Source organism: Plantibacter sp., assembly GCF_059073635.1.
The window spans coordinates 957,804-979,506 of sequence record NZ_JCACOF010000010.1 but is presented as its reverse complement, the minus strand read 5'-3'; the positions used below and the strand labels follow the sequence as shown (position 1 = coordinate 979,506).

Below are 21,703 nucleotides of genomic sequence, written 5' to 3'. Positions count from 1 at the left end.
TAGGTTCGTCGCATGACCCGCGATCTCCCGCCAACCGTCCACCGCAACCGACGCGAGCTCGCGTACCGGGTGCCGTTCGTCGTCGAACGAGACGACGCACCTCGCTATCGACTCCGGAACGTCGGTGACGAAGCCGTCCACTGGGTCGTGCTGCGCCTGATCGGACCCGGACTCCTCGCTCCACTGGAACCGTGTCGCCTGACGCCGGGGAGCGCCCTGGAATTCGAGGTGTTGGGCACCGAGCTGGCCCGCGCGACCAGCGTGCAGGTGTCCTGGTTCCGTCCCGGTGGCCACCAGTACCTCTGGCGGGTCACCTTCTGATGGACGCCGGCGGGTGGAGGGGAGTGGTCTCCGGCGGGCGGGTCAGCGTTCCTGGTCGCGGCGAGCGGCCAGCAGATCGCGTGCCGTCAGCTTGTGCGCCCGCCCCGGGTACATGTCGGCGTTGAGGCCCGTGATGAACGGGGCCGGGTCGAGGTCGAGCGCGGTACTCAGCCGGACGAGCGTCTCCACGCTCGGGTGCACCTGCCCTCGCTCGATCTTGCCGATGTTCGTCCAGTGCATCCCGGCCAGCACGCCCAGGTCCTCGAGGGTCAGCTGTCGCTCGTTGCGCGCGGCACGCAGCCGCTCGCCGAGGATCGTCGCGGCTTCCGAATGTGTAGGCATCACACAATGACAACGGACCTCGACCGGCGCATGCCAGAGTGTCTGAGCCCGGCGAATTCGACACGCATGGTTCTCAACCCTGGGTTCATCGGCATCATCATTCCGGCATCGTGTCAGATGTCTCGGTGAAACACCACACGTGTCGGTTCCTTGGACGTGCTCCGACCTCGGGCACCCCGTACAGTTGAGGAGGTGTCCACTCTGCACGTCACGCTCATCGGCAAGCCCGGCTGTCACCTCTGCGACGACGCCCGTGCCGTGATCGACGAGGTGGTCGCAGGCCTCCCGTCCGACGGCCCGACGATCGAACGCGAGGAGCTCTCGATCCTCGACGATCCCGCGCTCCACGACCGCCACTGGGAGGAGATCCCCGTCGTCCTCATCGACGGTAGGGTCCACAACTACTGGCGCATCGACCCCGACCGCCTGCGGTCCGCGTTGCTCGCCGACTGATCCGCACGTCCATCCATCCACATCGACCCTTGGGGGCCCAGTGACCATCCGCCACATCGTCAGTTGGAAGCTGGCAGCAACGGACGACGCCGAGCGCGACGCGGCGTTCGCCACCATGCAGTCCGAACTCGAGGCACTCGCCGGGTTCATGCCGGACGACATCGAGCACCTCCAGGTCGGACGCAACATCGCCTACCCCGAGAGCAACTGGGACGTCGTGCTGGTCGGCGACTACCCGAGCCTCGAAGCCCTGGAGCGGTACCAGGTCCACCCGGAGCACGTCCGCGTGGTGCAGATCGTCCGTCAGCTCGTGGTCGAGCGCTCCGCGGTCGACTTCCAGCTCGACTGAGCCCGGCACCCGCAGGGCTCAGGCCATGACGCCGACGGCGACGGTGCCGTCGAGTTCGTCCTCGCGGACGATCGACGCCGTGAGGCCCGCCGCCCGCATGAGCGCGGCGGTCTCGGGGGCCTGACGTTCGCTCGTCTCGATCAGGAGGGAACCGGTCGGCGCGAGCCAGTCCGGGGCCTGCGCGATGATCCGACGCTGCACGTCGAGCCCGTCGGCACCGCCGTCGAGCGCGATCACGGCCTCGTGCTCCCGAGCCTCCGGGGGCATCGTCGCCATCGACGCTGTCGGGACGTAGGGTGCGTTCGCGAGCAGGAGGTCGACGCGCCCCGCGAGCGACCGGGGCAGCCCGTCGAACAGGTCTCCGGGCAGGGCATGCCCACCGAGTGGCTCGAGGTTGCGCCGTGCGCACTCCACCGCGGCGAGGTCGATGTCCGACGCCCAGACGTCGATCGGGCCGGGTGCCTCGGTGAGGAGGGCACTCCCGACAGCCGCGGCACCGCAGCAGAGCTCGACGACCACCGAACCGTTCCGGAGGCGCGGGAGGGCGGCGTCGACCAGGAGCTCGGTCCGTCGCCGCGGCACGAAGACCCCGTCCTCGACGACCACCCGGCGTCCTCGGAACGCGACCCAGCCGAGGACGTGTTCGAGCGGCCGGCCGGCGACCCGTGCCGCGACCATCCGTTCGAGTCGATCCGGATCATCCGACTCGGCGAGGAGCAGCGCCGCCTCGTCCTCGGCGAAGACGCACCCCGCCGCACGAAGGCGCAGGACCACGGATCCGGCGGTCGCGTTCATCTGGCTCACCCCTCGCTCACGTGCGAGGACGCCGCACGGCCGGTGCGAGTCAGGCTACCGTCGCGTCCTGGCACGCACCAGAGCGGTGGTCAGAGCTGTTCTGCGGCGGCGAGCACGCCGGGCAGCCAGGCGAGCGCGACGTCCTTCTTGCGCTCGAACCCGCCGTCGTCGTGCAGACCGAACTCACCGAAGCGGGTCGCGCCGTGCTCGGTGAGGATGGCGTCGAGCAGCGAGCTGCCCTGGTTGTACGTGTCCTCGTAGCTGCTGTCGCCCAGCCCGAAGATGGCGTACCGGAGCCCGTCGAGCTCGACGTCGGACTCCTCGAGCGCCTCGTAGAAGATCTGGCCGGTCTCACCGAGGAGGCCGTCGCCGTACGTCGACGTGATGAAGATGTGGATCTCGTCGGTCGACAGCTCCGCGGGGTCGACGTCGCCGAGGTCGGCGACGCGCCACTGGTGCTGCGAGCCGATGGCCTTGCCGATGTCGCCGGCGAGGCGTTCGGCGTTGCCGGATTCGGTCCCGTACAGGATGACGATCTGCATGGCGTCCTTCTTGCGGGGTTACGGGGCGAGGCGGGTCGGGCCGCGGAACAGGTAGGTGACCTCGCGGATGGAGGTCTCGTGCAGCATGAGCATGAGCACGCGGGCGAGGCCCATGCCGAAGCCGCCGTGCGCCGGGACGCCGTAGCGGAAGAAGTCGAGGTAGAACTCGAGTTCCTCGGGCTCCAGGCCCTTCTCCTTGGCCTGCTCGACGAGGACGTCGACGCGGTGCTCGCGCTGCGCGCCCGTGGAGATCTCGACGCCGTTGTAGATGAGGTCGTAGCTGTTGGTGAGCGAGCCGTCCTCGGCGTTGCGCATGTGGTAGAACGGCCGGATGCTCGACGCGTAGTCGGTCAGGAAGACGAAGTCGTGACCGAAGGTCTCCTTGACGTAGGCCGCGATCTGACGCTCGCCCTCGGGGTCCATGTCGTCGTCGGCGCGGGGGATCTCGTAGCCGCGCTCGGCGACGATGCGCTTGGCCTCGGCCAGCGGGATGCGCGGGAACGGACGCGACGGGACCTCGAGCTCGATGCCGAAGAGCTCGGAGATCTGCTCGCCGTGCTTGTCCTTGACCGCCGTGAAGCCGGCGACGAGGAGCTCCTCGTGCAGCTGCATGACGTCCTCGTGGGACTCGATCCAGCTGATCTCGGCGTCGACGCTCGTGAACTCGGTCGCGTGTCGGCTGGTGAACGACGGGTCGGCGCGGAATGCGGGTCCGACCTCGAACACCTTGCCGAAGCCGGCGGACTGCGCCATCTGCTTGAAGAACTGCGGGGACTGCGCGAGGTACGCCTTGCCCTCGAAGTAGTCGACCTCGAAGAGCTCGGCGCGCGACTCGCTCGCGCTCGCCATGAGCTTCGGGGTGTGGATCTCGATGAAGTCGTTGTCGATCCAGTACTGACGCAGTGCGTGCTCGAACGTCGTCTGGATGCGGAAGATCAGGGCCTGCTTCGGCTGGCGCAGGTCGAGGAAACGCCAGTCGAGCCGCTTGTCGAGCGAGGAGTCCGCAGCGATCGGCGTCTCGGGGTTGGCGGCGGTGACGACCTCGAGCGTGGCGACCTTGACCTCGATGCCGCCGAGCTTGACGCGCTCGTCGTGCTTGAGCTCGCCGGTGACGGTGATGAAGGAGCCGTGCGCGAGGGCGGAGATGGCCTCGGTGGTGGCGAGGCGCTCGGCGGAGCCCTCGACCTCCGGGTCGACCTCGCGGACAGCCGGGTTCACCAGCTGGACGGCGCCGCTCTCGTCGCGGAGGACGACGAACTGCACCTTCTTCTGGTCGCGGACGGTCTCGACCCATCCGGAGACGGTGACGGGACCGTCGGACAGGGCGGCCAGGTTCTTCACAACGACGCGTTCACTCACCCCGACAGCTTAGCCGTCGCTCGTGGCTCGGACCTGGACGGAGGTCACGGTGAATCCGCAGCTTGGGGAAACGTACACTTGGAGGGTGGTAGCCGACCAGATCCATCTCGTGCGTCACGGCGAGGTGCACAATCCTTCTCGTGTGCTCTACGGTCGACTCCCCGCATTCCGACTGTCGGAGCTCGGCGAGCGCATGGCGCAGGCCGCCGCAGACGACCTCGTGAGCCGTGATCGCACGGTGGGCGCGCTCTACGCGTCCCCGCTGCAGCGCACCCAGGAGTCCGCAGCGCCGGTCGCCGCCGCGTTCGGGCTCGCCGTCGTCGCCGAGCCGCGCGTGATCGAACCGTTCAACGAGTTCGAGGGCAAGCGCATGAGCCGCGCCCTGAAGAACCCGCTCAACTGGTCCAAGCTCCGCAACCCGTCCCGTCCGAGCTGGGGCGAGCCGTACGCGTCGATCGTCAACCGCATGACCGCGGCCGTCGAGGACGCCTGGCGGGCGACGCCGTCGGGCGACGTCGTCATCGTCAGCCACCAGCTGCCGATCTGGATGCTGCACAGCTCCGTCGTCGGGGCGCCGTATCGTCACGACCCGCGGAAGCGACGGTGCGCCCTGTCGAGCATCACCACCTTCGAGCGGACCGAGCAGGGCTTCCTCGAGGTCGGCTACGTCGATCCGGCGGCCCGTCTGTCGTCCGGCGCGACCGATGTCGGGGCCGTCTGATGGCCCGCCGATCGAGGACGTCCGCCGTCGCCGCCGTGCTGGCCGTCGGGGCACTCCTGCTCACGGCGTGCGGGAGCGACCCGCTCGCCGAGCAGTACCGCGAGGGCAGCAGCAAGGGGTACGTCGCGGGCGACGGCAGCGTGACCGAGGTCGCGCTCGACGACCGCGGTGAGTCGATCAGCTTCTCGGGCGTCGGCGAGGACGGCGAGCAGATCTCCTCCGCCGACCACGCGGGCCAGGTCCTCGTCGTGAACTTCTGGTACGCCGCCTGCGCCCCCTGCCGCGCGGAGGCGAAGGACCTGCAGGCGCTCAACGAGGCCTACACCGACAAGGGTGCCACCTTCATCGGCGTCAACGTCCGCGACACCGCCGACACCGCGAAGGCGTTCAACGGCACCTTCGGCATCACCTACCCCTCCATCCTCGACGTCGACAGCGGGGAGGCGAAGCTCGCCTTCACGGGCAGTGTCCCGCCGAACGCGGTGCCGACCACCATCGTCCTCGACGCCGAAGGTCGGGTCGCCGCACGCATCCTCGGGCAGCTGCAGGACCGCACCATCCTCGACACCCTCATCCGCGACACGATCGCCGAGAGCGCCCCAGAGTGAGCCCCGGCGAGCTCGTCTACGGCGGCCAGCTCCTCGTGGCGATCCCGATCGCCATCGCGGCCGGTCTGCTGTCCTTCCTCTCGCCGTGCGTCCTGCCACTCGTCCCCGGCTACCTCGGATACGTCGGCGGCATGACGACGGTCGAGGAGGGGCGCTCCGGTGCGGGTCGCCGGCGCGTGCTGCTCGGCGTCAGCCTCTTCATCCTCGGCTTCACCGTCGTGTTCGTGGCGATCGCGGCGTTCGTCGGAACGATCGGCGCCTGGTTCGTCGAGTGGGAGGGCGTCATCACCCGCGTCCTCGGCGCCGTCGTCATCCTCATGGGGCTCATCTTCATCGGACAGTTCTCGCGGCTGCAGCGCACGGTGCGCACCAGCTGGGCACCCGCCACCGGCCTCGCCGGCGCGCCACTGCTCGGCTTCGTCTTCGCCATCGGCTGGACGCCCTGCCTCGGCCCGACCCTCACCGCGATCAGCGCGCTCTCCCTCTCGGGCGGCTCCGCCTGGCGCGGGGCCCTCCTCGGGCTGTTCTACTGCCTCGGTCTCGGCATCCCCTTCCTGCTCGTCGCGCTCGGACTCGGTTGGGTCACGGGGTCGTTGGCGTTCCTCAAACGGCACATCCGCACGATCAACATCATCGGCGGCGTGCTCCTCATCGTGATCGGTGTGTTGATGGTGTCTGGTCTCTGGTCCGCTTGGATGTACTCGTTGCAGGGGGTGATGAGCGGCCTTGTCACGCCCCTCTGATCACATCGATTCCGCCGCACCGGCTCCGGCCGACGGCATCAACCAGCCGAAGCTCGGGTTCGTGGGTTGGCTCCGCTTCTTCTGGCGTCAGCTCACGAGCATGCGCACGGCGCTCTTCCTGCTGCTGCTCCTCGCCATCGCCGCGGTGCCCGGTTCGCTCGTCCCGCAACGGTCGAGCGACCCGAACGGCGTCACCCAGTACTTCACCGACAACCCGGACCTCGCGCCCATCCTCGACAAGGTGCAGGCGTTCGACGTCTACAGCTCGGCCTGGTTCTCCGCGATCTACCTGCTGCTGTTCATCTCGCTCATCGGCTGCGTGATCCCGCGGACGAAGCACCACTGGCTCGCCCTGCGCTCCCGCCCGCCGCGGACGCCCGCGCGCCTGTCGCGGCTCTCCGCGTTCGAGCGTCGCAGCGACGACAGCGGCGCGACCGCCACCGAGCTCATCGACGACGCGACGAAGCAGTTGAAGCGCCAGGGCTACCGCGTCGAACGCTACGACGCCGAGGGGTCCGCATCGGTGTCCGCCGAGCGCGGCTTCCTCCGCGAGACCGGCAACCTCGTCTTCCACTCGGCACTCGTCGGCATCCTCGTGACGGTCGGTTTCGGCGGCGGTTTCGGCTTCTCCGGTCAGCGCGTGCTCGTCGAGGGTCAGACCTTCGTCAACACCCTGCTCGACTACGACTCGTTCAACCCCGGCCGCTTCTTCAACGAGTCGGAGCTGGCCCCCTACAAGTTGACGCTCGACGAGTTCGGCGTCACCTACGAGACCGAGAACCTCGACGCGTACGGGCAGGCGATCGACTACCGCGCGAAGGTCACGACGACCTCGCCCGGCGGGAAGCCGCAGGACGCGACGATCAAGGTCAACGATCCGCTCCGGTTCGAGGGCACCGACGTCTACCTGCTCGGCAACGGTTACGCGCCGACGATCACCGTCCGCGATCCCGAGGGCAAGGTCGTGTTCAGCGACTCCATCCCGTTCCTGCCGCAGGACGCCCAGCTCACCTCGCTCGGCATCGTCAAGGTCCCGGACGGCCTGGCGGAGCAGCTCGGCATGATCGGGTTCTTCTACCCGACGCAGGCCGCGTCCAAGCCGCCGTTCTTCTCGTCCTACCCCGACCTCGCCTACCCGGTGCTGACGCTCAACGTCTACTCCGGCGACCTCGGGATCAACGCCGGTGCTCCGAAGTCGGTCTACGCGCTCGACGTCGACGACATGAAGCAGCTCACGGGCGGCGACACCGGCGTCGAGTCGATCGAACTCACGCCCGGCCAGATCACCGACCTGCCGAACGGACTCGGCACGGTGTCCTTCGACAACGTCGCCGCCAACCCGTCGACCGAGAACTACGCCGGCTCCGTCAAGCGGTTCGCCTCGTTCGACGTCCACCACGACCCGACCCAGCTGTGGGTGCTCGCGTTCGCCATCCTCGCCCTGTCCGGCCTCATCACCTCACTCTTCGTCGCCAGACGCCGCGTCTGGGTGAAGGCCGTGACCGGGAGCGACGGCACCGTCTCCCTCGAATACGCCGGGCTCGCCCGCGGCGAGGACCCCGGCCTCGAAGCGGCCGTCGCGGCGATCGCCGAAGCGCACAGTCCAACGCCTGTCCCGTCCGAACCCGAAGGTAGAATCACCCCGTGACCCTCGTCGAAATCTCGAACCTCTGCCTCTGGTCGGCCGTCGCCGTCTACGCGCTGGCGTTCATCGCCTTCACGTTCGACCTCGCGCGCCGCAGCGCCGAGGTCACCGCGGCGATCGACGCGGCCGAGCGGGCCGAGCTGGAACGGTCGGCAGCCGCCGAGGAACGCGTCGGTGCACTCGCCTCCGCCGCGGCGCGGACCGCCGCACCGATCGTCACGAGCGACGGTGTCCCGCGCAAGACCCGCCGTCCCTCGGACGAGCCCGAGCAGCAGGCGTCGCGCAAGTCGCCGAGCCTCCGGGTCGGGGTCTCGCTCACCGTCATCGCCTTCCTCCTCCACCTCGTCGCGGACGTGACGCGCGGTATCGCCGCCGGTCGTGTCCCGTGGGCGAACATGTACGAGTTCGCGATGACGGGCACGCTGCTCATCGTCGCGGTGTTCCTCGTGGTCATCGCGCGCGTGGACCTCCGGTTCCTCGGCAGCTTCGTGATCGGCCTCGTGACCGTGCTCCTCGGCCTCGCGACCGCGAACTTCTACGTCGAGGTCGTCCCGCTGCCGCCGGCGCTGCAGTCGGCGTGGCTCGTCATCCACGTGTTCGTCGCGAGCCTCGGCACGGCGTTCTTCGCCATCGGCTTCGCGTTGAGCGTCGTGCAGCTCCTGCAGGGGCGTCGCGAGCGACGGCTCGGGCTCGTGCAGCCCACCCAGAGCTCCGGGCGTCTCCGCTTCCTGCTCACCCTCCCGAACGCGGAGCGCCTCGAGAACCTCGCCTACCGCGTCAACATCATCGGCTTCATCTTCTGGACGTTCACGCTCATGGCCGGTGCCATCTGGGCTGAGCGCGCCTGGGGTCGGTACTGGGGCTGGGACACCAAAGAGGTGTGGACCTTCATCATCTGGGTGATCTTCGCCGGGTACATCCATGCCAGGGCGACGCGCGGCTGGCGCGGATCACGCGCGGCCACGCTCGCCATCATCGGCTTCAGCGCCGTGATGTTCAACTTCGTCGTGGTCAACGTGTTCTTCAAGGGTCTGCACGCCTACAGCGGCCTGTAAGCCCCTGCGCCGGCCCTCAGCCGAGCAACGCGTGCGTGCGGCGGAGCCGGTCGAGCCACCAGGCGGTCCGCTCCGGTGACGCCGTGAAGTGCTCGAGGAGATCGACGTCCACCTCGACGCGCCGAACGGCGATGCCGCCGTCCACGGGATCGAGCGGTGCGGTCGTCACGTCGCCGCCGAGGAGCGCGGTGGTGGCGAGCCCGCAGTCGTAGTCGAGTTCCGGCAGGGCCGCCGCGAGGTGGGCACCCATGGAGATGCCGACGGAGGTGTCCAGCGCGCTCGAGACGACGATCGGCAGGCCGGCCTCGCCCGCGATGCGGAGCGCGGCGTGCACGCCGCCGAGCGGCTGCGCCTTCACGACGAGCAGGTCGGCGGCGCCGGCGCGAGCCACGGCGAGGGGGTCCTCGGCTTTGCGGACGCTCTCGTCCGCCGCGATGGCGACGTCCAGGGAGGAGACCCGTTCACGGATCTCGGCGAGTTCCGCGACGGTCGCGCAGGGTTGCTCGACGTACTCGAGGTCGAAGGGTTCGAGAGCGCGGATGGCGTGTTCGGCCTCGTCGACGTTCCAGTTGGTGTTGGCGTCCACGCGGAGTCGACCCTCGGGTCCGATGGCCCGCCGGACGGCGGCGACGCGCGCGACGTCGTCGGCGAGCACCTGCCCGCGCTCGGCCACCTTCACCTTCGCGGTCCGGCAGCCCGGGAAGCGGGAGAGGATCGACGGCACGTCCGCCGCGTCCACGGCCGGGACCGTCGCGTTCACGAGGATGCGATCCCGGTGGAGGGGTGGGAGGTCCGACCAGCCGAAGTCGATGGCGGCCCGCAGCCACGCGGCCGACTCCTGGTCGTCGTACTCGACGAAGGGGGAGAACTCCGTCCACCCGGCGGGCCCGCGGAAGAGGACGGCCTCGCGGGTGTCGATGCCCCGGAACCGGACGCGGAGGGGGATGGAGACCACGCGGGCGGTGGCGAGGACGTCGTCGAGGTTCGCTTGCATGACCCCATCCTGCACCCGGACGTCGGAAGCCGTCGCGGGACGCCCGTGACACAATCGATCCCGTGCCGCTGTTCTCCCGACGCAAGCCGACGCCAGGCGATCGGCGAAGCGTGCCCGCGGACGAACCCGCCGCCTTCTCGGTGCCCGAGCCGATCTTCGAGCCGAGCCCCGAGGCCGAGGTGCTCCCGGTGGTCGAGGAAGCGCCCGGCGGATCCTCCGACGAGCCGCGCGATCCGAACGCCCCGCCGATCCCCGGAGCGCCGCCGGCAGCCGTGTCCTCGAGCGCGCCAGCGCCTGCCGCCCCGGAGCGCACGCCCGAGGAACTGGAGGCGGAGACCGCAAGGTTCCGTCGTCCGGGGTCCCGAGGACGACGGACGCCACGGCAGCCCGCATCACGGAAGCCGTCGTCGCGCCGTCAACGGAAGGCGGCGGCACGCGCGGCCGCCTCGCAACCCGAGTCCGCGGCGATCCCGGCCGACGGCGGCGAGCGGAGTCCGGCGGCCCACCCGCCTGCCGGCGGTGCGTCCCCGACCGGGCGGGACGAGCTCGGCGCGCGGAGTCGGGGTGTCGTCGCCTCCTTCTCGCCGCTCGCCCTGCTCGGCGCGGTGGTGGCCGTCACCCTCTTCACCGTCCTGCTGGCCGTGAGCTACCGGCCCGGCGAGGGTGCCTGGGCCATCCTCGTGGCGTTCGTCCTCGTCGTCGTCGTGCAGATCGTGCTGCTCATCGGGAGTGTCATCGTCATCCGCCGGAAGGTGCGGCGCCGCTGGGGTGTGCTGGCGCTGGTGCTCATCCTCGTCGTCAACCCCGTCACGGCGATGGCGGTCGGCGGTCTCTCCACGGATCGGGCCGGGAATGGTGCCTCCGCCGGTGGCAGCGGCGACGAGGAGCACGACCCGATCTGGGACACCTACCCGGGATCCGCCTACGTCGACGCGAAGGAGACCCTCGACGGGCCGAGCTACGAGGACTTCGTCGGGACGTCCGACGAGATGCTCGCGGAGATCCGGACGGCCCTGACCGCCGAGTTCGGCTTCGACTGGGTGGAGCGACAGCCCGCCGAGACGGAGGTCGATCAGAACGGGTACGGCGGGGACTCCATGCTCTTCGAGTACACGGCACCGGTGTGGCAGACGACGACGACCGTGCGCACCTTCGAGGAGAAGTCGCGGGTCGTCGAGCTGATCCGGCAGGTGCTGCTCCGGTACGGCATCGCGAACCTCGACATGCAGAACGCACCGTCCTCCTGGCGTGAGCCGGGCGAGCTCACCGAGCGGTACGGCGGTGAGACCCTCGACACTCAGGCACTGTGGGACCTGCACACCTACAACGCCATCACGGGGGCCGGCGACTTCCGGACGAGCATCGTCGACCTCACGCTCGACTCGGCCGGCACGGTCGCGAAGGACCGCGAGTTCGACGTCGACTACTACGACATGGCGGCGGAGGGCATCGAGCTGCACCTCGACTCGTATGCGCTCCTGAAGGAGGCGGACCGCGCCGACTACCTGGAGGCGCTCAAGCCCTATGCGGACCTCGACAAGCCGAAGTAGTGCCTAGGCTGGACGCATGAGCGATCGAGTGTCCGAACTGTTCGACCCGGAGATCTGGGACGTCGTACCGGGGTTCGAGGACCTCACCGATCTGACGTACCACGTCGCGCGCGAGGGCGGCTTCGTGCGCATCGCGTTCGACCGCCCCGAGGTGCGCAACGCCTTCCGCCCGCACACCGTCGACGAGCTGTACCGCGCGCTCGACCACGCTCGCCAGAGCCCGACGGTCGGAGTGGTGCTGCTCACCGGCAACGGTCCGAGCGCGAAGGACGGCGGCTGGGCGTTCTGCTCGGGCGGCGACCAGCGCATCCGTGGTCGCGACGGCTACCGGTACGCGAGCGACGACGCCGCGGACGACGAGACGGCGAGCGGCATCGACGCCGCGCGCAACGGTCGCCTGCACATCCTCGAGGTCCAGCGCCTCATCCGCTTCATGCCGAAGGTCGTCATCAACCTCGTTCCCGGATGGTCCGCGGGCGGTGGGCACTCCCTCGGCGTCGTGTGCGACCTGTCGATCGCGAGTCGGGAACACGCGCGGTTCAAGCAGACCGACGCCGACGTCGGTTCCTTCGACGCGGGGTACGGGAGCGCGTACTTCGCCAAGCAGGTGGGTCAGAAGTTCGCCCGCGAGGTGTTCTTCCTCGCCCAGGAGTACGACGCGGAGCGCGCGCTGCAGGCGGGCGCGATCAACGCGGTCGTCCCGCACGCCGAGCTCGAGCAGACGGGCGTCGCCTGGGCCCGCACCATCCTCGGCAAGTCACCGACCGCCATCCGCATGCTGAAGTTCGCCTTCAACGCCGTCGACGACGGTCTCGTCGGCCAGCAGGTCTTCGCGGGCGAGGCCACCCGCCTCGCCTACGGCACCGACGAGGCGGTGGAGGGGCGCGACGCCTTCCTGGAGAAGCGCAAGCCGGACTGGGCTCCGTTCCCCTGGCAGTTCTGAGCTGCCTGACCGCGAGGAGTCGGCGGAGCGCCGACGCACCCGGCGTACGCTGAATCCATGACCCGTCAGCTGCTCCCCGTCGACGCGTCCGCCTCGGCGATGCTCGCAGCCCTGGAGACGGCGCTCGACGGCTCCGGACCCGCGGTCCTCCCGATGCAACCCGGATCGTCCGCGGCACCGGCCGTGGTCGACGACCGGGTGGCCCTCGTGATCGAGACGTCCGGCTCGACGGGCGTGCCGAAGCGGGTCGCCCTCTCGGCTGAGGCCCTCCTGGCCAGCGCGGCGGGTTCCGCGGTGGCTCTGGGTGGCCCTGAGGCCCATCGCCGTTCGTCCCAGTGGATCCTGGCGCTCCCGACGCACTACATCGCCGGCGTCAACGTGCTACTCCGGTCGATCGTCGCCGGGACCAGGCCGCTCGAGGCACCGACAGGGTCGTTCGACGCCCGGGCGTTCTGCGGACTCGTCGAGCGGCTCGACGCCGATGCCGGATTCGCTGCCCTCGTACCGGCACAACTGCGCATGCTCGTCGACGCCGCCGAGACGAGCACCTCCGTGCGTGACGCGCTCGCCGGACTCGCCGGGCTGCTCGTCGGGGGACAGGCCACCCCCGCTCCGCTGCTCGAGCGGTCCGCGGCGCTCGGCATCCGCGTCGTGCGGAGTTACGGCTCGAGCGAGACCTCCGGCGGCTGTCTGTACGACGGCGTGCCGTTCGCCGGTGTCGAACCCCGGCTGGTGAACGGGGAGCTCCTCATCGCCGGACCGGTCCTTGCCGAGGGCTACCTCGGCGAACCGGACCGCACGGCGACCGCCTTCCCGGACGACGGCGGCCGCCGGTGGTACCGCACCGGCGACACCGCCGAGCTCGTCGACGGCGTCGTCCGGGTGACCGGGCGGGCCGACAACGTGATCATCAGCGGCGGGGTGAACATCTCCCTCGACCGGGTGCAAGCGGTCGTCCGGTCGGTGCCGGGGCTGGCCGAGGCCGTCGTCGTCGCCGTCCCCGACGAGCGGTTCGGCCAGGCGTCCGTGATCGTGACGGGGGTCGGGACCCCCTTGGACCAGCGCCCGGACGACGCGCTGCTGCAGACCGCCCGAGACGCCGTCGCGGAGGCGCTCGGCCGCCCGGCGCGCCCCGCCCGACTGGTCCGTCTGGCCGAGCTGCCGCTGCTCGCGAGCGGCAAACCCGACCTCGTCGCACTCCGCTCACGACTGGGTTGAGCCCGTCCTCCGCGTGACCGCGAGGGCCGGTTTGCAGGCGGTTGTCGCATAGGGCATGCTCTCCCATGCGTGTCGACGAGCGACCGCAGCCGGGGGACGACGACAGGTGACAACGGGGACCGACACGGGCGCTGCGCCCACGAGGCCGACCACGGCGTTCCGCGCCGACATCCAGGGGATGCGGGCGCTCGCCGTGACCGCGGTGATCCTCGCCCACGCGACCGGCTGGCCGGCCGGCGGCTTCGTGGGCGTGGACGTGTTCTTCGTGATCTCCGGCTTCCTCATCACCGGGTTGCTCCTGCGCGAGCACGAGCGTTCCGGACGCATCTCCCTGCCGGCCTTCTTCGGGCGGCGGATCAAGCGGATCCTGCCCGCGTCGCTCGTCGTCCTGGCCGCGACCGTCGCGCTGGCGTCGTGGCTGTTCAACGCCCCGCGGGCGCTCGCGACCTGGTGGGACGCGGTGTCGGCCGCACTGCTCGTCTCGAACTGGCGTTTCGAGGCGTCGGGCACCGACTACTTCCACGCGACGGACGCCGCGTCACCGCTGCAGCACTTCTGGTCCCTCTCGATCGAGGAGCAGTTCTACCTCGTGTGGCCGGTGCTGCTCGTCGTCCTGCTCGCCGTCGCGGCCCGCGGAGCCAGACCCGTGCTGCGCTCGCGCCTCGTCGTCGGTGGCGTCCTCGTCGTCCTCATCGCGGCCTCGTTCGCCGTCGCCGTGTGGCAGTCCGGGGCGGCCCCGCAGGCCGCCTACTTCGCGACCGGCGCGCGGGTCTGGGAGCTGGGGGCCGGCGCACTCCTGGCCGTGTCCGCGCCGCTCCTCGGCCGGCTGCCGCTGGCGCTCCGGGTGGTCGCCGGATGGGCGGGGCTCGTCGGCATCGTCGCATCCGCGCTGCTCATCACCGGGTCGATCGGGTTCCCCGGCCCCTGGGCGGTCGCCCCCGTCGCCGCCGCGATGCTGCTCATCGCCGCCGGGACCGGAGCCGGCCCGGCGTACCCGCGCTGGATGTTCCCGCTCGCGAACCCGCTGAGCCGTGGCGTCGGAGCGATCTCCTACTCGCTCTACCTCTGGCACCTCCCGATCCTCGTGTTCGTACCGATGCTCGTCCCCGACACCGCCCTCAGCACGGTCCCGGGGATGCTCGGGCTCATCCTCGGGGTCTCGGTGCTCTCCTTCCTGCTCATCGAACAGCCGTTGCACCGCACGCCACTCGTGGGTTCCTTCCACGGCGACCGCGACGCCAGGGACGCCGCCTGGGCCGCCTGGCGCGAGCGGTTCGCCTCCCAGTTCCTCTACTCGGCGGTCGGACTCGTGATCGTCGCCGGGCTCGCGGTGATCGCCATCGGCCCCGCGCTCCGCATGCCGGTGACCACCGGGGGACCGGCGGCCGTCGCGGCACCGGCCGGAGACCCGCTCCAGGGCATCGCCGCCGAGCTGCAACTCGCGAGCCAGGCCTCCGCGTGGCCCGACAACCTCTCGCCGAGCCTCGACGACGCGATCCGCGCGACCTCGAGCACCAACCCCGCCCGGGCCTGTTTCGACCTGGGTTCGACGCCCGACGACGGTTCGTGCACCTGGGGCGATGCGTCCGCGCCGAAGCACGTCTACCTCGTCGGCGACTCGACCGCGCTCGCCTACGCGCCGGCGTTCCGCGCGATCGCGGATCAGAGCGGTGGGGCGGTGCGGATCACCACCATCGGCCTCTACGGGTGCCGCTTCACGCAGGACCTCATCCAGAACAGCGGCGCCGGGGTCATGGACGACTGCCCGACGCGCAAGCACGACATCGCCGAACGCATCGCCGCGGACCAGCCCGACCTCGTGATCGTCTCGAACGCGTTCGCCGCAGGCCGCACCACCGACGGCCGATCGCTCGACACGACGTCGATGGTCGCGTCGGCGCTCGCCGAGACGGCGGGGTATCAGGTCCCCGGCCGCGTCGTGTTCCTCGCGCCGCCGCCGCTCGGTGCGGATCTCGGTTCCTGCTACTCGCGGGTGTCCAGTCCGCAGGACTGCGCCGTCGGCGTCGACGCCGCCTGGAACGACTTCGCCGCGGCGACCGAGTCGGCGGCGGGAGCAGCCGGGGAACGCTTCGTCTCGTCGCTCCCGTTCAGCTGCGCGGATGGCGTCTGCCCGGCGTTCGCCGGGACGACGCCGACGAAGTACGACAGCGTGCACCTCACCCCGGCGTTCGCCGAGCACATCGCTCCGGCGATCCTCCAGACGCTCCAGGTCGCCGGGGCCCTGTGACGCCGTCCGCCCCGAGGCTCCGCGGGTAGACTCGCCGTCGTGGCACATGGAGCACGGCCGGCAGCGCCGAAACAGCAGAAGACGTCCGCACCGCGCAGCACGGCGGGTCGTGGCGCGAACGGTGGACGATCCGGCAACCCCGCACGCGGTGGCGGTCGCAAGGTCCCGCTCGCGAAGCCGGCGACCTTCGGCGACTGGGTCGGTGCGGCCCGGATCCGCACGCTGCCGATGGCCGTCGCCCCCGTGCTCATCGGCACCGGTGCCGCGACGATCATCGCGGGCCCCGGCGTCTACCACCCGGTCCGCGCGCTGCTCTGCCTCGTCGTCGCGCTCGCGCTGCAGATCGGCGTCAACTACGCCAACGACTACTCCGACGGCATCCGCGGAACGGACGACCTGCGGGTCGGCCCGAGCCGACTGACCGGTTCCGGCGCGGCGAAGCCCAAGACGGTCCTGACCGTCGCGCTCGTGTTCTTCGGTATCGCGGCGGTGGCCGGCATCGTCCTCACGATCCTCACCCAGTTCTGGTGGCTGCTCCTCGTCGGGGCGGTCGCGATCGTCGCCGCCTGGTTCTACACGGGCGGGAAGCGTCCCTACGGGTACTTCGCGCTCGGCGAGGTCTTCGTCTTCGTGTTCTTCGGCCTCGTCGCCACGCTCGGCACGACCTTCGTCCAGGTCGGGACCGTGAACCAGGAGGCATGGTTCGGCGCGATCGGCGCGGGCCTCATCGCCTGCGCGGCGCTCGTCGTCAACAACCTCCGCGACCTCGAACAGGACAAGGCGGTCGGGAAGCGCACCCTGTCGACGTTCATCGGCCGGATCGCGTCGAAGGTGCTCTACTGCGTCCTGCTGCTCGTGCCGTTCGGCATCGCCGCGTTCCTCGCGCTGTTCTACCCGATCGCCTGGTTCACCATGTTCGCGCTGCTCGCCGCCATCCCGGCGTGCGTGATCGTGCTGTTCTCCACGACGGCCAGGGAGCAGATCCTGGTGCTCAAGCTGACGGGGCTCGTGCAGCTAGCGTTCGGGGTGATCCTCGGTCTGGCGTTCTTCTACACGCCCGGCATCGCCGGCTGACGACGCTTCCGGTGCCGCCGCGCTCGCATCGAGCGCCGCGTCCTCGGAGTCCTCATCGTCGTGCGGCGTCGGCTTGTCGCCGTGCCGACGGGCGTAGAGCTCCTGCGCGACGGTCTCCCGCGGGGTGCGCAGGAAGATGTAGGACACGCAGAGTCCGATGATCGCGGCGATGATCGCGGCGACCCAGGGCTGCAGACCCGTGAGGAAGACGAGGAGCAGGAGCGGCACCACGAACGCCAACAGGCGGAGGATGGTGTACCGGACGGCGGCGGGAACGCGTTTCACCAGACAAGTCTAGGCGTCCCGCCTGAAGGCAACCCCAGGTAATCACGTCACCTGGCGTTTACGATGGAGACATGGTTCGTCTCTGGATCGGCCTCGCCGTCGCGGCAGTCGTCTTCATCGTGTATTCGGTGGTTGACTGCGCCACGATGCCGCGCGACCGCGTCCGAGGGATCAGCAAGACCTCGTGGATCATCGCCATCCTCCTCCTGCCGGTCATCGGCGGAGTCCTCTGGTGGATCATCGGCCGGGTTCGCGCTCCGAAGGCCGTGCCCCGCGGCTCAGCGCCGGACGACGACCCCGACTTCCTCAAGAAGCTCGACGCCGACCGTGCGCAGACGAAGCGCATCCGCGACCTCGAGGACGAGCTCAACCGCTTCGACGACGAGTCGGGCGACAGCCCGGATGCGACGACGCACGACGACCCCACCCCGGGATCCGACACGCCCGACGACGGTTCCGGCCGCAGACCGCCTGGCGCCCCGAGCGCCTCGTGAACCCGTCCGCCGCTCCCGAGCCCGTCGGCTCGGCTCCCTCGTCGAGCCCGGCCAGCGCGTCCGCGTGGGCACTCCTCGACGCGCTCGTCGCCGTGGGTGTCTCCGACGTCGTCGTCTGCCCAGGTTCCCGGTCGCAGGCGCTCGCGCTCGCCGCTGCCGAGCTGGCGGCCTCCGGACGGATCACCCTGCATGTGCGCATCGACGAGCGGGTCGCCGGCTTCCTCGCCTTGGGCCTCGGCGTCGAGACCGACCGTCCGGCCGTCGTGATCACGACCTCGGGGACGGCGACCGCGAACCTGCATCCGGCGGTCCTCGAAGCGCATCACTCGCGCGTGCCGCTCATCGTCCTCACCGCCGACCGGCCGGCCGAGGCGCACGGCATCCGGGCGAACCAGACGACGAAGCAGGACGACCTCTACGGGTTCGCCGCGCGCCTCGCCGTGGTCGTCGAGGCCCCGACCGGTGCCGACGGTGAGCAGGACGCCGCCCGCGATCTCGCCCAGCGGGCGTACCGCGCCGCGACGGACGTCCTCGATCCGGGCCCGGTGCACCTGAACCTCGCCTTCCGGGAGCCGCTCTCGGGTGGCTTCGACCCGGTCGTCGCCGGGGCGACCCCCGACGTCCCGGTCGAGACGGACGCCACCGCGGAAGCACCGCTCTACCCGGGGCGACCGCATCTCGTCCTCGAGCGCGGACCCAGGACCCTCGTCGTCGCCGGGCACCATGCCGGCCCGGCCGCCGAGCAGCTCGCGGCGGACGGCGGATGGCCGCTGATCGCGGAGGTGTCGAGCGGATCCCGGTTCGGGCGGAACGTCATCGCCGCCTACCGGGAGCTGCTCCGCGAGGACGATTACCGCGAGGCCGTCGAGCGCGTCGTCGTCTTCGGCCACCCGACCCTCAGTCGCGAGGTCCCGCTCCTGCTCCAGCAGCCGCAGGTCGAGACGATCGTCGTCGCCCCGGCCGGAGCCGAGGTCTACAACCCCGGACGACGGGCCGACCGGATCGTGTCCTCCGTCTCCGTCGAGGCGGGGCCCGCGGATCGCGCTTGGCTCGGAGCCTGGGTCGTCGGATCCCGAGAACGGGTGGTGGACCCCTCGCCTGCAGCCCCCGATCTCGACGGGCTGCACTCGACGACTCCCGCCGAGCGGCTGGCCTCCGTCCGGGCCGAGCTCGACGCCGTCCGCCTCCCGGTCACCCGCGAGGTCCTCGTCGACGCGGTCTGGCGTGCCACCTGGCCGCACGACCGCCTCGTCGTCGGCGCGTCGAGGCTCATCCGCGTGGCCGACGGTCTCGTCCCCGGCCGCAAGATCAGCGTGCACGCCAACCGCGGACTCGCGGGTATCGACGGCACCATCGCCACCGCCACGGGGATCGCGCTGGCGAGCCAGGCCGACGGAGGCCCAGGTGTGACGCGGGTGCTCCTCGGCGACCTCGCCTTCCTCCACGACGTCGGCGCGATGCTCCTGGACGACGGCGTCGCGCCGCGTCTCCAGGTGATCGTCGGCAACGACGGGGGCGGCACCATCTTCGACGCGCTCGAGGTCGCCCAGAGTGCCCCTGGAGCGCTCTTCGACCGCGTCCAGTACACGCCACAGCACGTCCGGCTGGAGTCGCTCGCGACCGCCTACGGGTGGGAGTACCGCTCGGCCCGCACGCGCACGGAACTCGACCAGGCGTTCACCGCGCCGGTGACCGGTCCCGTCCTCATCGAGGTCCCGCTGCCGCGAGCCTGACCCGCCGGTCCTGCCAGGGGTCGACTTCCGAAGCGACCTGCAGCCAGAATGGGCGGATGACGGCATCGAAGCACGCATCGACCTGGACGGCACCACCCCGAGACACGCTGCGCGTGGGGGAGGGGTTCAGCCTCGCCGACGTCGATCCCTCATCGACGCCGGGCTTCGACGGTGACAAGCAGCAGGGCCGGGTCGAGCTCGACGCAGGGGTGCCCGCGCTGTCCGAGCTGCAGGAGCGACTCTTCGCGGCGAGCACGCAGGGAGCCCCGGAAGCGGTGCTCCTCGTCCTGCAGGCGATGGACACGGCGGGCAAGGGTGGCATCGTCAAGCACGTCGTCGGCTCGGTCGACCCGCAGGGCGTGCACCACCACGCCTTCAAGAAGCCCACGGAGGAGGAGCGCTCCCACGACTTCCTCTGGCGGGTTGAGCCGCACCTGCCGAAGCCCGGTCAGATCGGCGTCTTCGACCGTTCGCACTACGAGGACGTCCTCATCGGTCGGGTGCGTCAGCTCGCCGAGCCGGACGAGATCGAGCGTCGGTACGGGGCGATCAACGACTTCGAGGCGGGCATCGTCGCGAGCGGGACCCGCATCGTCAAGGTGATGCTGCAGATCAGCGCCGACGAGCAGAAGGAACGGCTCGCCGACCGGCTCGCGCGTCCGGACAAGCACTGGAAGTACAACCCGGGCGATGTGGACGAACGCGAGCTGTGGCCGGCCTATCAGGACGCCTACCAGGTGGCGTTCGAGCGGACGAGCACCGAGGCCGCCCCCTGGTTCGTCGTGCCGGCGGACCGCAAGTGGTACGCGCGCATCGCGGTCCAACGGCTGCTGCTCGACGCCCTCGAGGACATCGATCCGCAGTGGCCGGCGGCCGACTACGACATCGCCGTCGAGCAGGCACGACTCGCGGCGAGCTGAGCCGAGGTTCCTCGGCTCAGCCGAAGGCTTCCACGATCGGACGGAACTTCATCTTCGTCTCGACGAGCTCCGTCGCAGCGTCCGAGTCGGCGACGATGCCACAGCCGGCGTAGGCGGTGATGTCACCGTCCGGCGCGATCTGCGCACAGCGGAGGGCCACCGCCCACTCGCCGTCACCCGAGGCGTCCACCCACCCGACCGGACCGGCGTAGCGACCGCGGTCGAACGGTTCCAGCTCGCGGATGAGGGCGACGGCGTCGCGCGTCGGGGTCCCGGCGACGGCGGCCGTCGGGTGCAGGCCGTCCATGAGGTCGAGCGAGGACGAGCCGTCCGAGAGCCGACCGTCGATGTCGGTCGCGAGGTGCCAGAGGTTCGGCAGTTTGAGGGTGAACGGGGCCTCGCTGCGGCGCAACTGGGGGCTGTGTGCCTGCAGGGCGGTCAGCACCGACTGCACGGCGAACTGGTGCTCACCCTGGTCCTTCGCGCTCGTCATGAGTGCGACGGCCTGGTCGTGGTCGCTCTCGGCGTCGGGACCACGCGAGATCGTGCCGGCGAGGACGCGTGCCGAGACGGCACCCCGATCCACTCGGACGAGCGTCTCCGGGCTCGAGCCGATGAAGCCGTCGACCGCGTAGGTCCAGCAGTCGGGGTAGCCGAGGGCGAGGTCGTGGAGCACCCGGCGGCGGTCCGCTTCCGCGGGGAGGTGCCCGGCCAGGTCGCGTGCGAGCACGACCTTGCTCAGGCCGCCGGCCTGGATGCGGGCGATGGCGCGCTCGGCCGAGTCGAGGTAGCCGTCGCGGCTCTGCACACCGGGGGTCAGCTGGATGCGGTACTCGGGCCCGTAGGCCGTGGTCACGGGATCGACGTCCTCGGCGCCGTCGCCGAGGGAGACCCGCGTGATGAAGCTCGCGTCGGGGTACCGGCCGATGATCGTGCGCGGCACGATGAGGACGCTCGTCGCGGAGGACTCGTCGTCGAAGGCGAACGTGCCGAACGCGACCAGGCCGGTCCCGGGCCGTCGTACCTCGTCCGTCACCACTGCTGCGGCGCAGACGTCCCGCCAGGCCGCCGCGGCACGCGTGAACCGGTCGGGGCCCGAGAACTCCAGGCGGAGCGCCTCACCAAGTCCGACCAGCCCGTGTCCCTTCCGCACCCAGAGGAGCGGCGAGGTCTGGTCGGCGAACGGGAGGAGCTGGCGCGGGTCGTCGATGGCGACGGTCTGGGCGACCAGTGACGAGGTCAGGGGAATGGTCACCGTTCAACCCTACGCCCGCGCAGGAGGGGTCCCTCCCCGCCGCAGCCCGACTGGCG

23 protein-coding genes are annotated in these 21,703 nt (G+C 70.6%); 16 read left to right on the top strand and 7 right to left on the bottom strand.

Annotated features, from left to right (window positions below; all coding sequences use genetic code 11):
• Positions 1 to 12 precede the first annotated feature (12 nt).
• Positions 13 to 321 (top strand): hypothetical protein, encoded by a 309-nt coding sequence (locus tag AC5JOC_RS16780; protein ID WP_079706639.1) that lies wholly within the window; start codon positions 13 to 15, stop codon positions 319 to 321.
• A 42-nt stretch (positions 322 to 363) separates the two neighbouring features.
• Here the strand turns inward: AC5JOC_RS16780 and AC5JOC_RS16775 are convergent, their stop codons facing one another.
• Positions 364 to 663, bottom strand: coding sequence for a helix-turn-helix domain-containing protein (locus AC5JOC_RS16775; protein WP_064294610.1), 300 nt, complete (start codon positions 661 to 663; stop codon positions 364 to 366).
• Positions 664 to 855: 192 nt separating this feature from the next.
• Between AC5JOC_RS16775 and AC5JOC_RS16770 the strand changes: the two genes are divergently transcribed.
• Both AC5JOC_RS16770 and AC5JOC_RS16765 read left to right on the top strand, forming a co-directional pair.
• A complete protein-coding gene (locus AC5JOC_RS16770) occupies positions 856 to 1,116 on the top strand; it encodes a glutaredoxin family protein (RefSeq protein ID WP_064294609.1) in 261 nt (86 codons plus the stop codon).
• A 40-nt stretch (positions 1,117 to 1,156) separates the two neighbouring features.
• Complete coding sequence (locus tag AC5JOC_RS16765) at positions 1,157 to 1,465, top strand: Dabb family protein (RefSeq protein ID WP_079706641.1); 309 nt, start codon at positions 1,157 to 1,159, stop codon at positions 1,463 to 1,465.
• Between the two features lie 18 nt (positions 1,466 to 1,483).
• Here AC5JOC_RS16765 and AC5JOC_RS16760 read toward each other — a convergent pair whose 3' ends face one another.
• The 3 genes from AC5JOC_RS16760 to aspS form a co-directional block, all read right to left on the bottom strand.
• The gene (locus AC5JOC_RS16760; RefSeq protein WP_124767401.1) at positions 1,484 to 2,260 is read right to left on the bottom strand and encodes a putative protein N(5)-glutamine methyltransferase; all 777 of its coding nucleotides are present in this window, start codon (positions 2,258 to 2,260) and stop codon (positions 1,484 to 1,486) included.
• Positions 2,261 to 2,349: 89 nt separating this feature from the next.
• Positions 2,350 to 2,802, bottom strand: a complete 453-nt coding sequence (locus AC5JOC_RS16755; RefSeq protein ID WP_124767400.1) for a flavodoxin domain-containing protein — start codon at positions 2,800 to 2,802, stop codon at positions 2,350 to 2,352.
• A gap of 18 nt (positions 2,803 to 2,820) precedes the next feature.
• Entirely contained in the window at positions 2,821 to 4,161 is a 1,341-nt protein-coding gene (aspS, locus tag AC5JOC_RS16750; RefSeq protein WP_085514014.1) for an aspartate--tRNA(Asn) ligase, read from the bottom strand.
• A gap of 85 nt (positions 4,162 to 4,246) precedes the next feature.
• Here aspS and AC5JOC_RS16745 point away from each other — a divergent pair, with 85 nt between their 5' ends.
• From AC5JOC_RS16745 to ccsB, 5 genes are read left to right on the top strand one after another with little or no spacing between them, the layout of a single operon-like run.
• Positions 4,247 to 4,882, top strand: coding sequence for a histidine phosphatase family protein (locus AC5JOC_RS16745; protein ID WP_494246849.1), 636 nt, complete (start codon positions 4,247 to 4,249; stop codon positions 4,880 to 4,882).
• Positions 4,882 to 5,490, top strand: a complete 609-nt coding sequence (locus AC5JOC_RS16740; protein ID WP_138945214.1) for a TlpA family protein disulfide reductase — start codon at positions 4,882 to 4,884, stop codon at positions 5,488 to 5,490. The genes AC5JOC_RS16745 and AC5JOC_RS16740 overlap by 1 nt, the downstream gene beginning before the upstream one ends.
• Positions 5,487 to 6,233: a cytochrome c biogenesis CcdA family protein gene (locus AC5JOC_RS16735; RefSeq protein ID WP_079706647.1), complete on the top strand. Its 747-nt coding sequence runs from the start codon at positions 5,487 to 5,489 to the stop codon at positions 6,231 to 6,233. Before AC5JOC_RS16740 ends, AC5JOC_RS16735 begins: the two co-directional genes overlap by 4 nt.
• Positions 6,217 to 7,881, top strand: a complete 1,665-nt coding sequence (gene resB / locus AC5JOC_RS16730) for a cytochrome c biogenesis protein ResB (protein WP_079003290.1) — start codon at positions 6,217 to 6,219, stop codon at positions 7,879 to 7,881. The genes AC5JOC_RS16735 and resB overlap by 17 nt, the downstream gene beginning before the upstream one ends.
• Positions 7,878 to 8,933, top strand: coding sequence for a c-type cytochrome biogenesis protein CcsB (gene ccsB, locus AC5JOC_RS16725; RefSeq protein WP_079706648.1), 1,056 nt, complete (start codon positions 7,878 to 7,880; stop codon positions 8,931 to 8,933). The genes resB and ccsB overlap by 4 nt, the downstream gene beginning before the upstream one ends.
• A 16-nt stretch (positions 8,934 to 8,949) precedes the next feature.
• On the opposite strand, the gene AC5JOC_RS16720 is transcribed toward ccsB, so the two are convergent.
• Entirely contained in the window at positions 8,950 to 9,927 is a 978-nt protein-coding gene (locus AC5JOC_RS16720) for an o-succinylbenzoate synthase (RefSeq protein WP_124767396.1), read from the bottom strand.
• Positions 9,928 to 9,989: 62 nt separating this feature from the next.
• Here AC5JOC_RS16720 and AC5JOC_RS16715 point away from each other — a divergent pair, with 62 nt between their 5' ends.
• From AC5JOC_RS16715 to AC5JOC_RS16695, 5 genes are all read left to right on the top strand, one after another.
• A complete protein-coding gene (locus tag AC5JOC_RS16715) occupies positions 9,990 to 11,477 on the top strand; it encodes a hypothetical protein (RefSeq protein WP_494246848.1) in 1,488 nt (495 codons plus the stop codon).
• 16 nt (positions 11,478 to 11,493) lie between these two features.
• Entirely contained in the window at positions 11,494 to 12,420 is a 927-nt protein-coding gene (locus AC5JOC_RS16710; protein ID WP_064294597.1) for a 1,4-dihydroxy-2-naphthoyl-CoA synthase, read from the top strand.
• A gap of 57 nt (positions 12,421 to 12,477) precedes the next feature.
• The gene (locus tag AC5JOC_RS16705) at positions 12,478 to 13,638 is read left to right on the top strand and encodes an AMP-binding protein (protein ID WP_194645104.1); all 1,161 of its coding nucleotides are present in this window, start codon (positions 12,478 to 12,480) and stop codon (positions 13,636 to 13,638) included.
• Between the two features lie 106 nt (positions 13,639 to 13,744).
• Positions 13,745 to 15,886 (top strand): acyltransferase family protein, encoded by a 2,142-nt coding sequence (locus tag AC5JOC_RS16700; protein WP_494246847.1) that lies wholly within the window; start codon positions 13,745 to 13,747, stop codon positions 15,884 to 15,886.
• Between the two features lie 39 nt (positions 15,887 to 15,925).
• Positions 15,926 to 16,960 (top strand): 1,4-dihydroxy-2-naphthoate polyprenyltransferase, encoded by a 1,035-nt coding sequence (locus AC5JOC_RS16695; RefSeq protein WP_079706653.1) that lies wholly within the window; start codon positions 15,926 to 15,928, stop codon positions 16,958 to 16,960.
• Here the strand turns inward: AC5JOC_RS16695 and AC5JOC_RS16690 are convergent.
• Positions 16,901 to 17,245: a DUF4229 domain-containing protein gene (locus tag AC5JOC_RS16690; RefSeq protein ID WP_079706654.1), complete on the bottom strand. Its 345-nt coding sequence runs from the start codon at positions 17,243 to 17,245 to the stop codon at positions 16,901 to 16,903. The genes AC5JOC_RS16695 and AC5JOC_RS16690 overlap by 60 nt on opposite strands.
• A gap of 71 nt (positions 17,246 to 17,316) precedes the next feature.
• Here AC5JOC_RS16690 and AC5JOC_RS16685 point away from each other — a divergent pair, with 71 nt between their 5' ends.
• The 3 genes from AC5JOC_RS16685 to AC5JOC_RS16675 are packed head-to-tail and all read left to right on the top strand — an operon-like array spanning position 17,317 to position 20,392.
• Positions 17,317 to 17,739, top strand: a complete 423-nt coding sequence (locus tag AC5JOC_RS16685; protein WP_085514031.1) for a PLD nuclease N-terminal domain-containing protein — start codon at positions 17,317 to 17,319, stop codon at positions 17,737 to 17,739.
• On the top strand, positions 17,736 to 19,472 hold the full coding sequence (gene menD, locus AC5JOC_RS16680) for a 2-succinyl-5-enolpyruvyl-6-hydroxy-3-cyclohexene-1-carboxylic-acid synthase (RefSeq protein WP_274500353.1): 1,737 nt from the start codon (positions 17,736 to 17,738) through the stop codon (positions 19,470 to 19,472). Before AC5JOC_RS16685 ends, menD begins: the two co-directional genes overlap by 4 nt.
• Positions 19,473 to 19,528: 56 nt before the next feature.
• Complete coding sequence (locus AC5JOC_RS16675; protein WP_494246846.1) at positions 19,529 to 20,392, top strand: polyphosphate kinase 2 family protein; 864 nt, start codon at positions 19,529 to 19,531, stop codon at positions 20,390 to 20,392.
• Positions 20,393 to 20,408: 16 nt separating this feature from the next.
• Here the strand turns inward: AC5JOC_RS16675 and AC5JOC_RS16670 are convergent, their stop codons facing one another.
• Positions 20,409 to 21,647, bottom strand: coding sequence for an isochorismate synthase (locus tag AC5JOC_RS16670; RefSeq protein WP_274500354.1), 1,239 nt, complete (start codon positions 21,645 to 21,647; stop codon positions 20,409 to 20,411).
• Between the last annotated feature and the right edge of the window lie 56 nt (positions 21,648 to 21,703).

Coding starts and splice junctions, on each gene's coding strand:
- AC5JOC_RS16775 (WP_064294610.1), bottom strand. CDS start 663: ATGCCTACACATTCGGAAGCCGCGACGATCCTCGGCGAGCGGCTGCGT.
- AC5JOC_RS16760 (WP_124767401.1), bottom strand. CDS start 2,260: ATGAACGCGACCGCCGGATCCGTGGTCCTGCGCCTTCGTGCGGCGGGG.
- AC5JOC_RS16705 (WP_194645104.1), top strand. CDS start 12,478: ATGACCCGTCAGCTGCTCCCCGTCGACGCGTCCGCCTCGGCGATGCTC.
- AC5JOC_RS16720 (WP_124767396.1), bottom strand. CDS start 9,927: ATGCAAGCGAACCTCGACGACGTCCTCGCCACCGCCCGCGTGGTCTCC.
- AC5JOC_RS16755 (WP_124767400.1), bottom strand. CDS start 2,802: ATGCAGATCGTCATCCTGTACGGGACCGAATCCGGCAACGCCGAACGC.
- AC5JOC_RS16780 (WP_079706639.1), top strand. CDS start 13: ATGACCCGCGATCTCCCGCCAACCGTCCACCGCAACCGACGCGAGCTC.
- AC5JOC_RS16710 (WP_064294597.1), top strand. CDS start 11,494: ATGAGCGATCGAGTGTCCGAACTGTTCGACCCGGAGATCTGGGACGTC.
- AC5JOC_RS16740 (WP_138945214.1), top strand. CDS start 4,882: ATGGCCCGCCGATCGAGGACGTCCGCCGTCGCCGCCGTGCTGGCCGTC.
- AC5JOC_RS16675 (WP_494246846.1), top strand. CDS start 19,529: ATGACGGCATCGAAGCACGCATCGACCTGGACGGCACCACCCCGAGAC.
- AC5JOC_RS16685 (WP_085514031.1), top strand. CDS start 17,317: ATGGTTCGTCTCTGGATCGGCCTCGCCGTCGCGGCAGTCGTCTTCATC.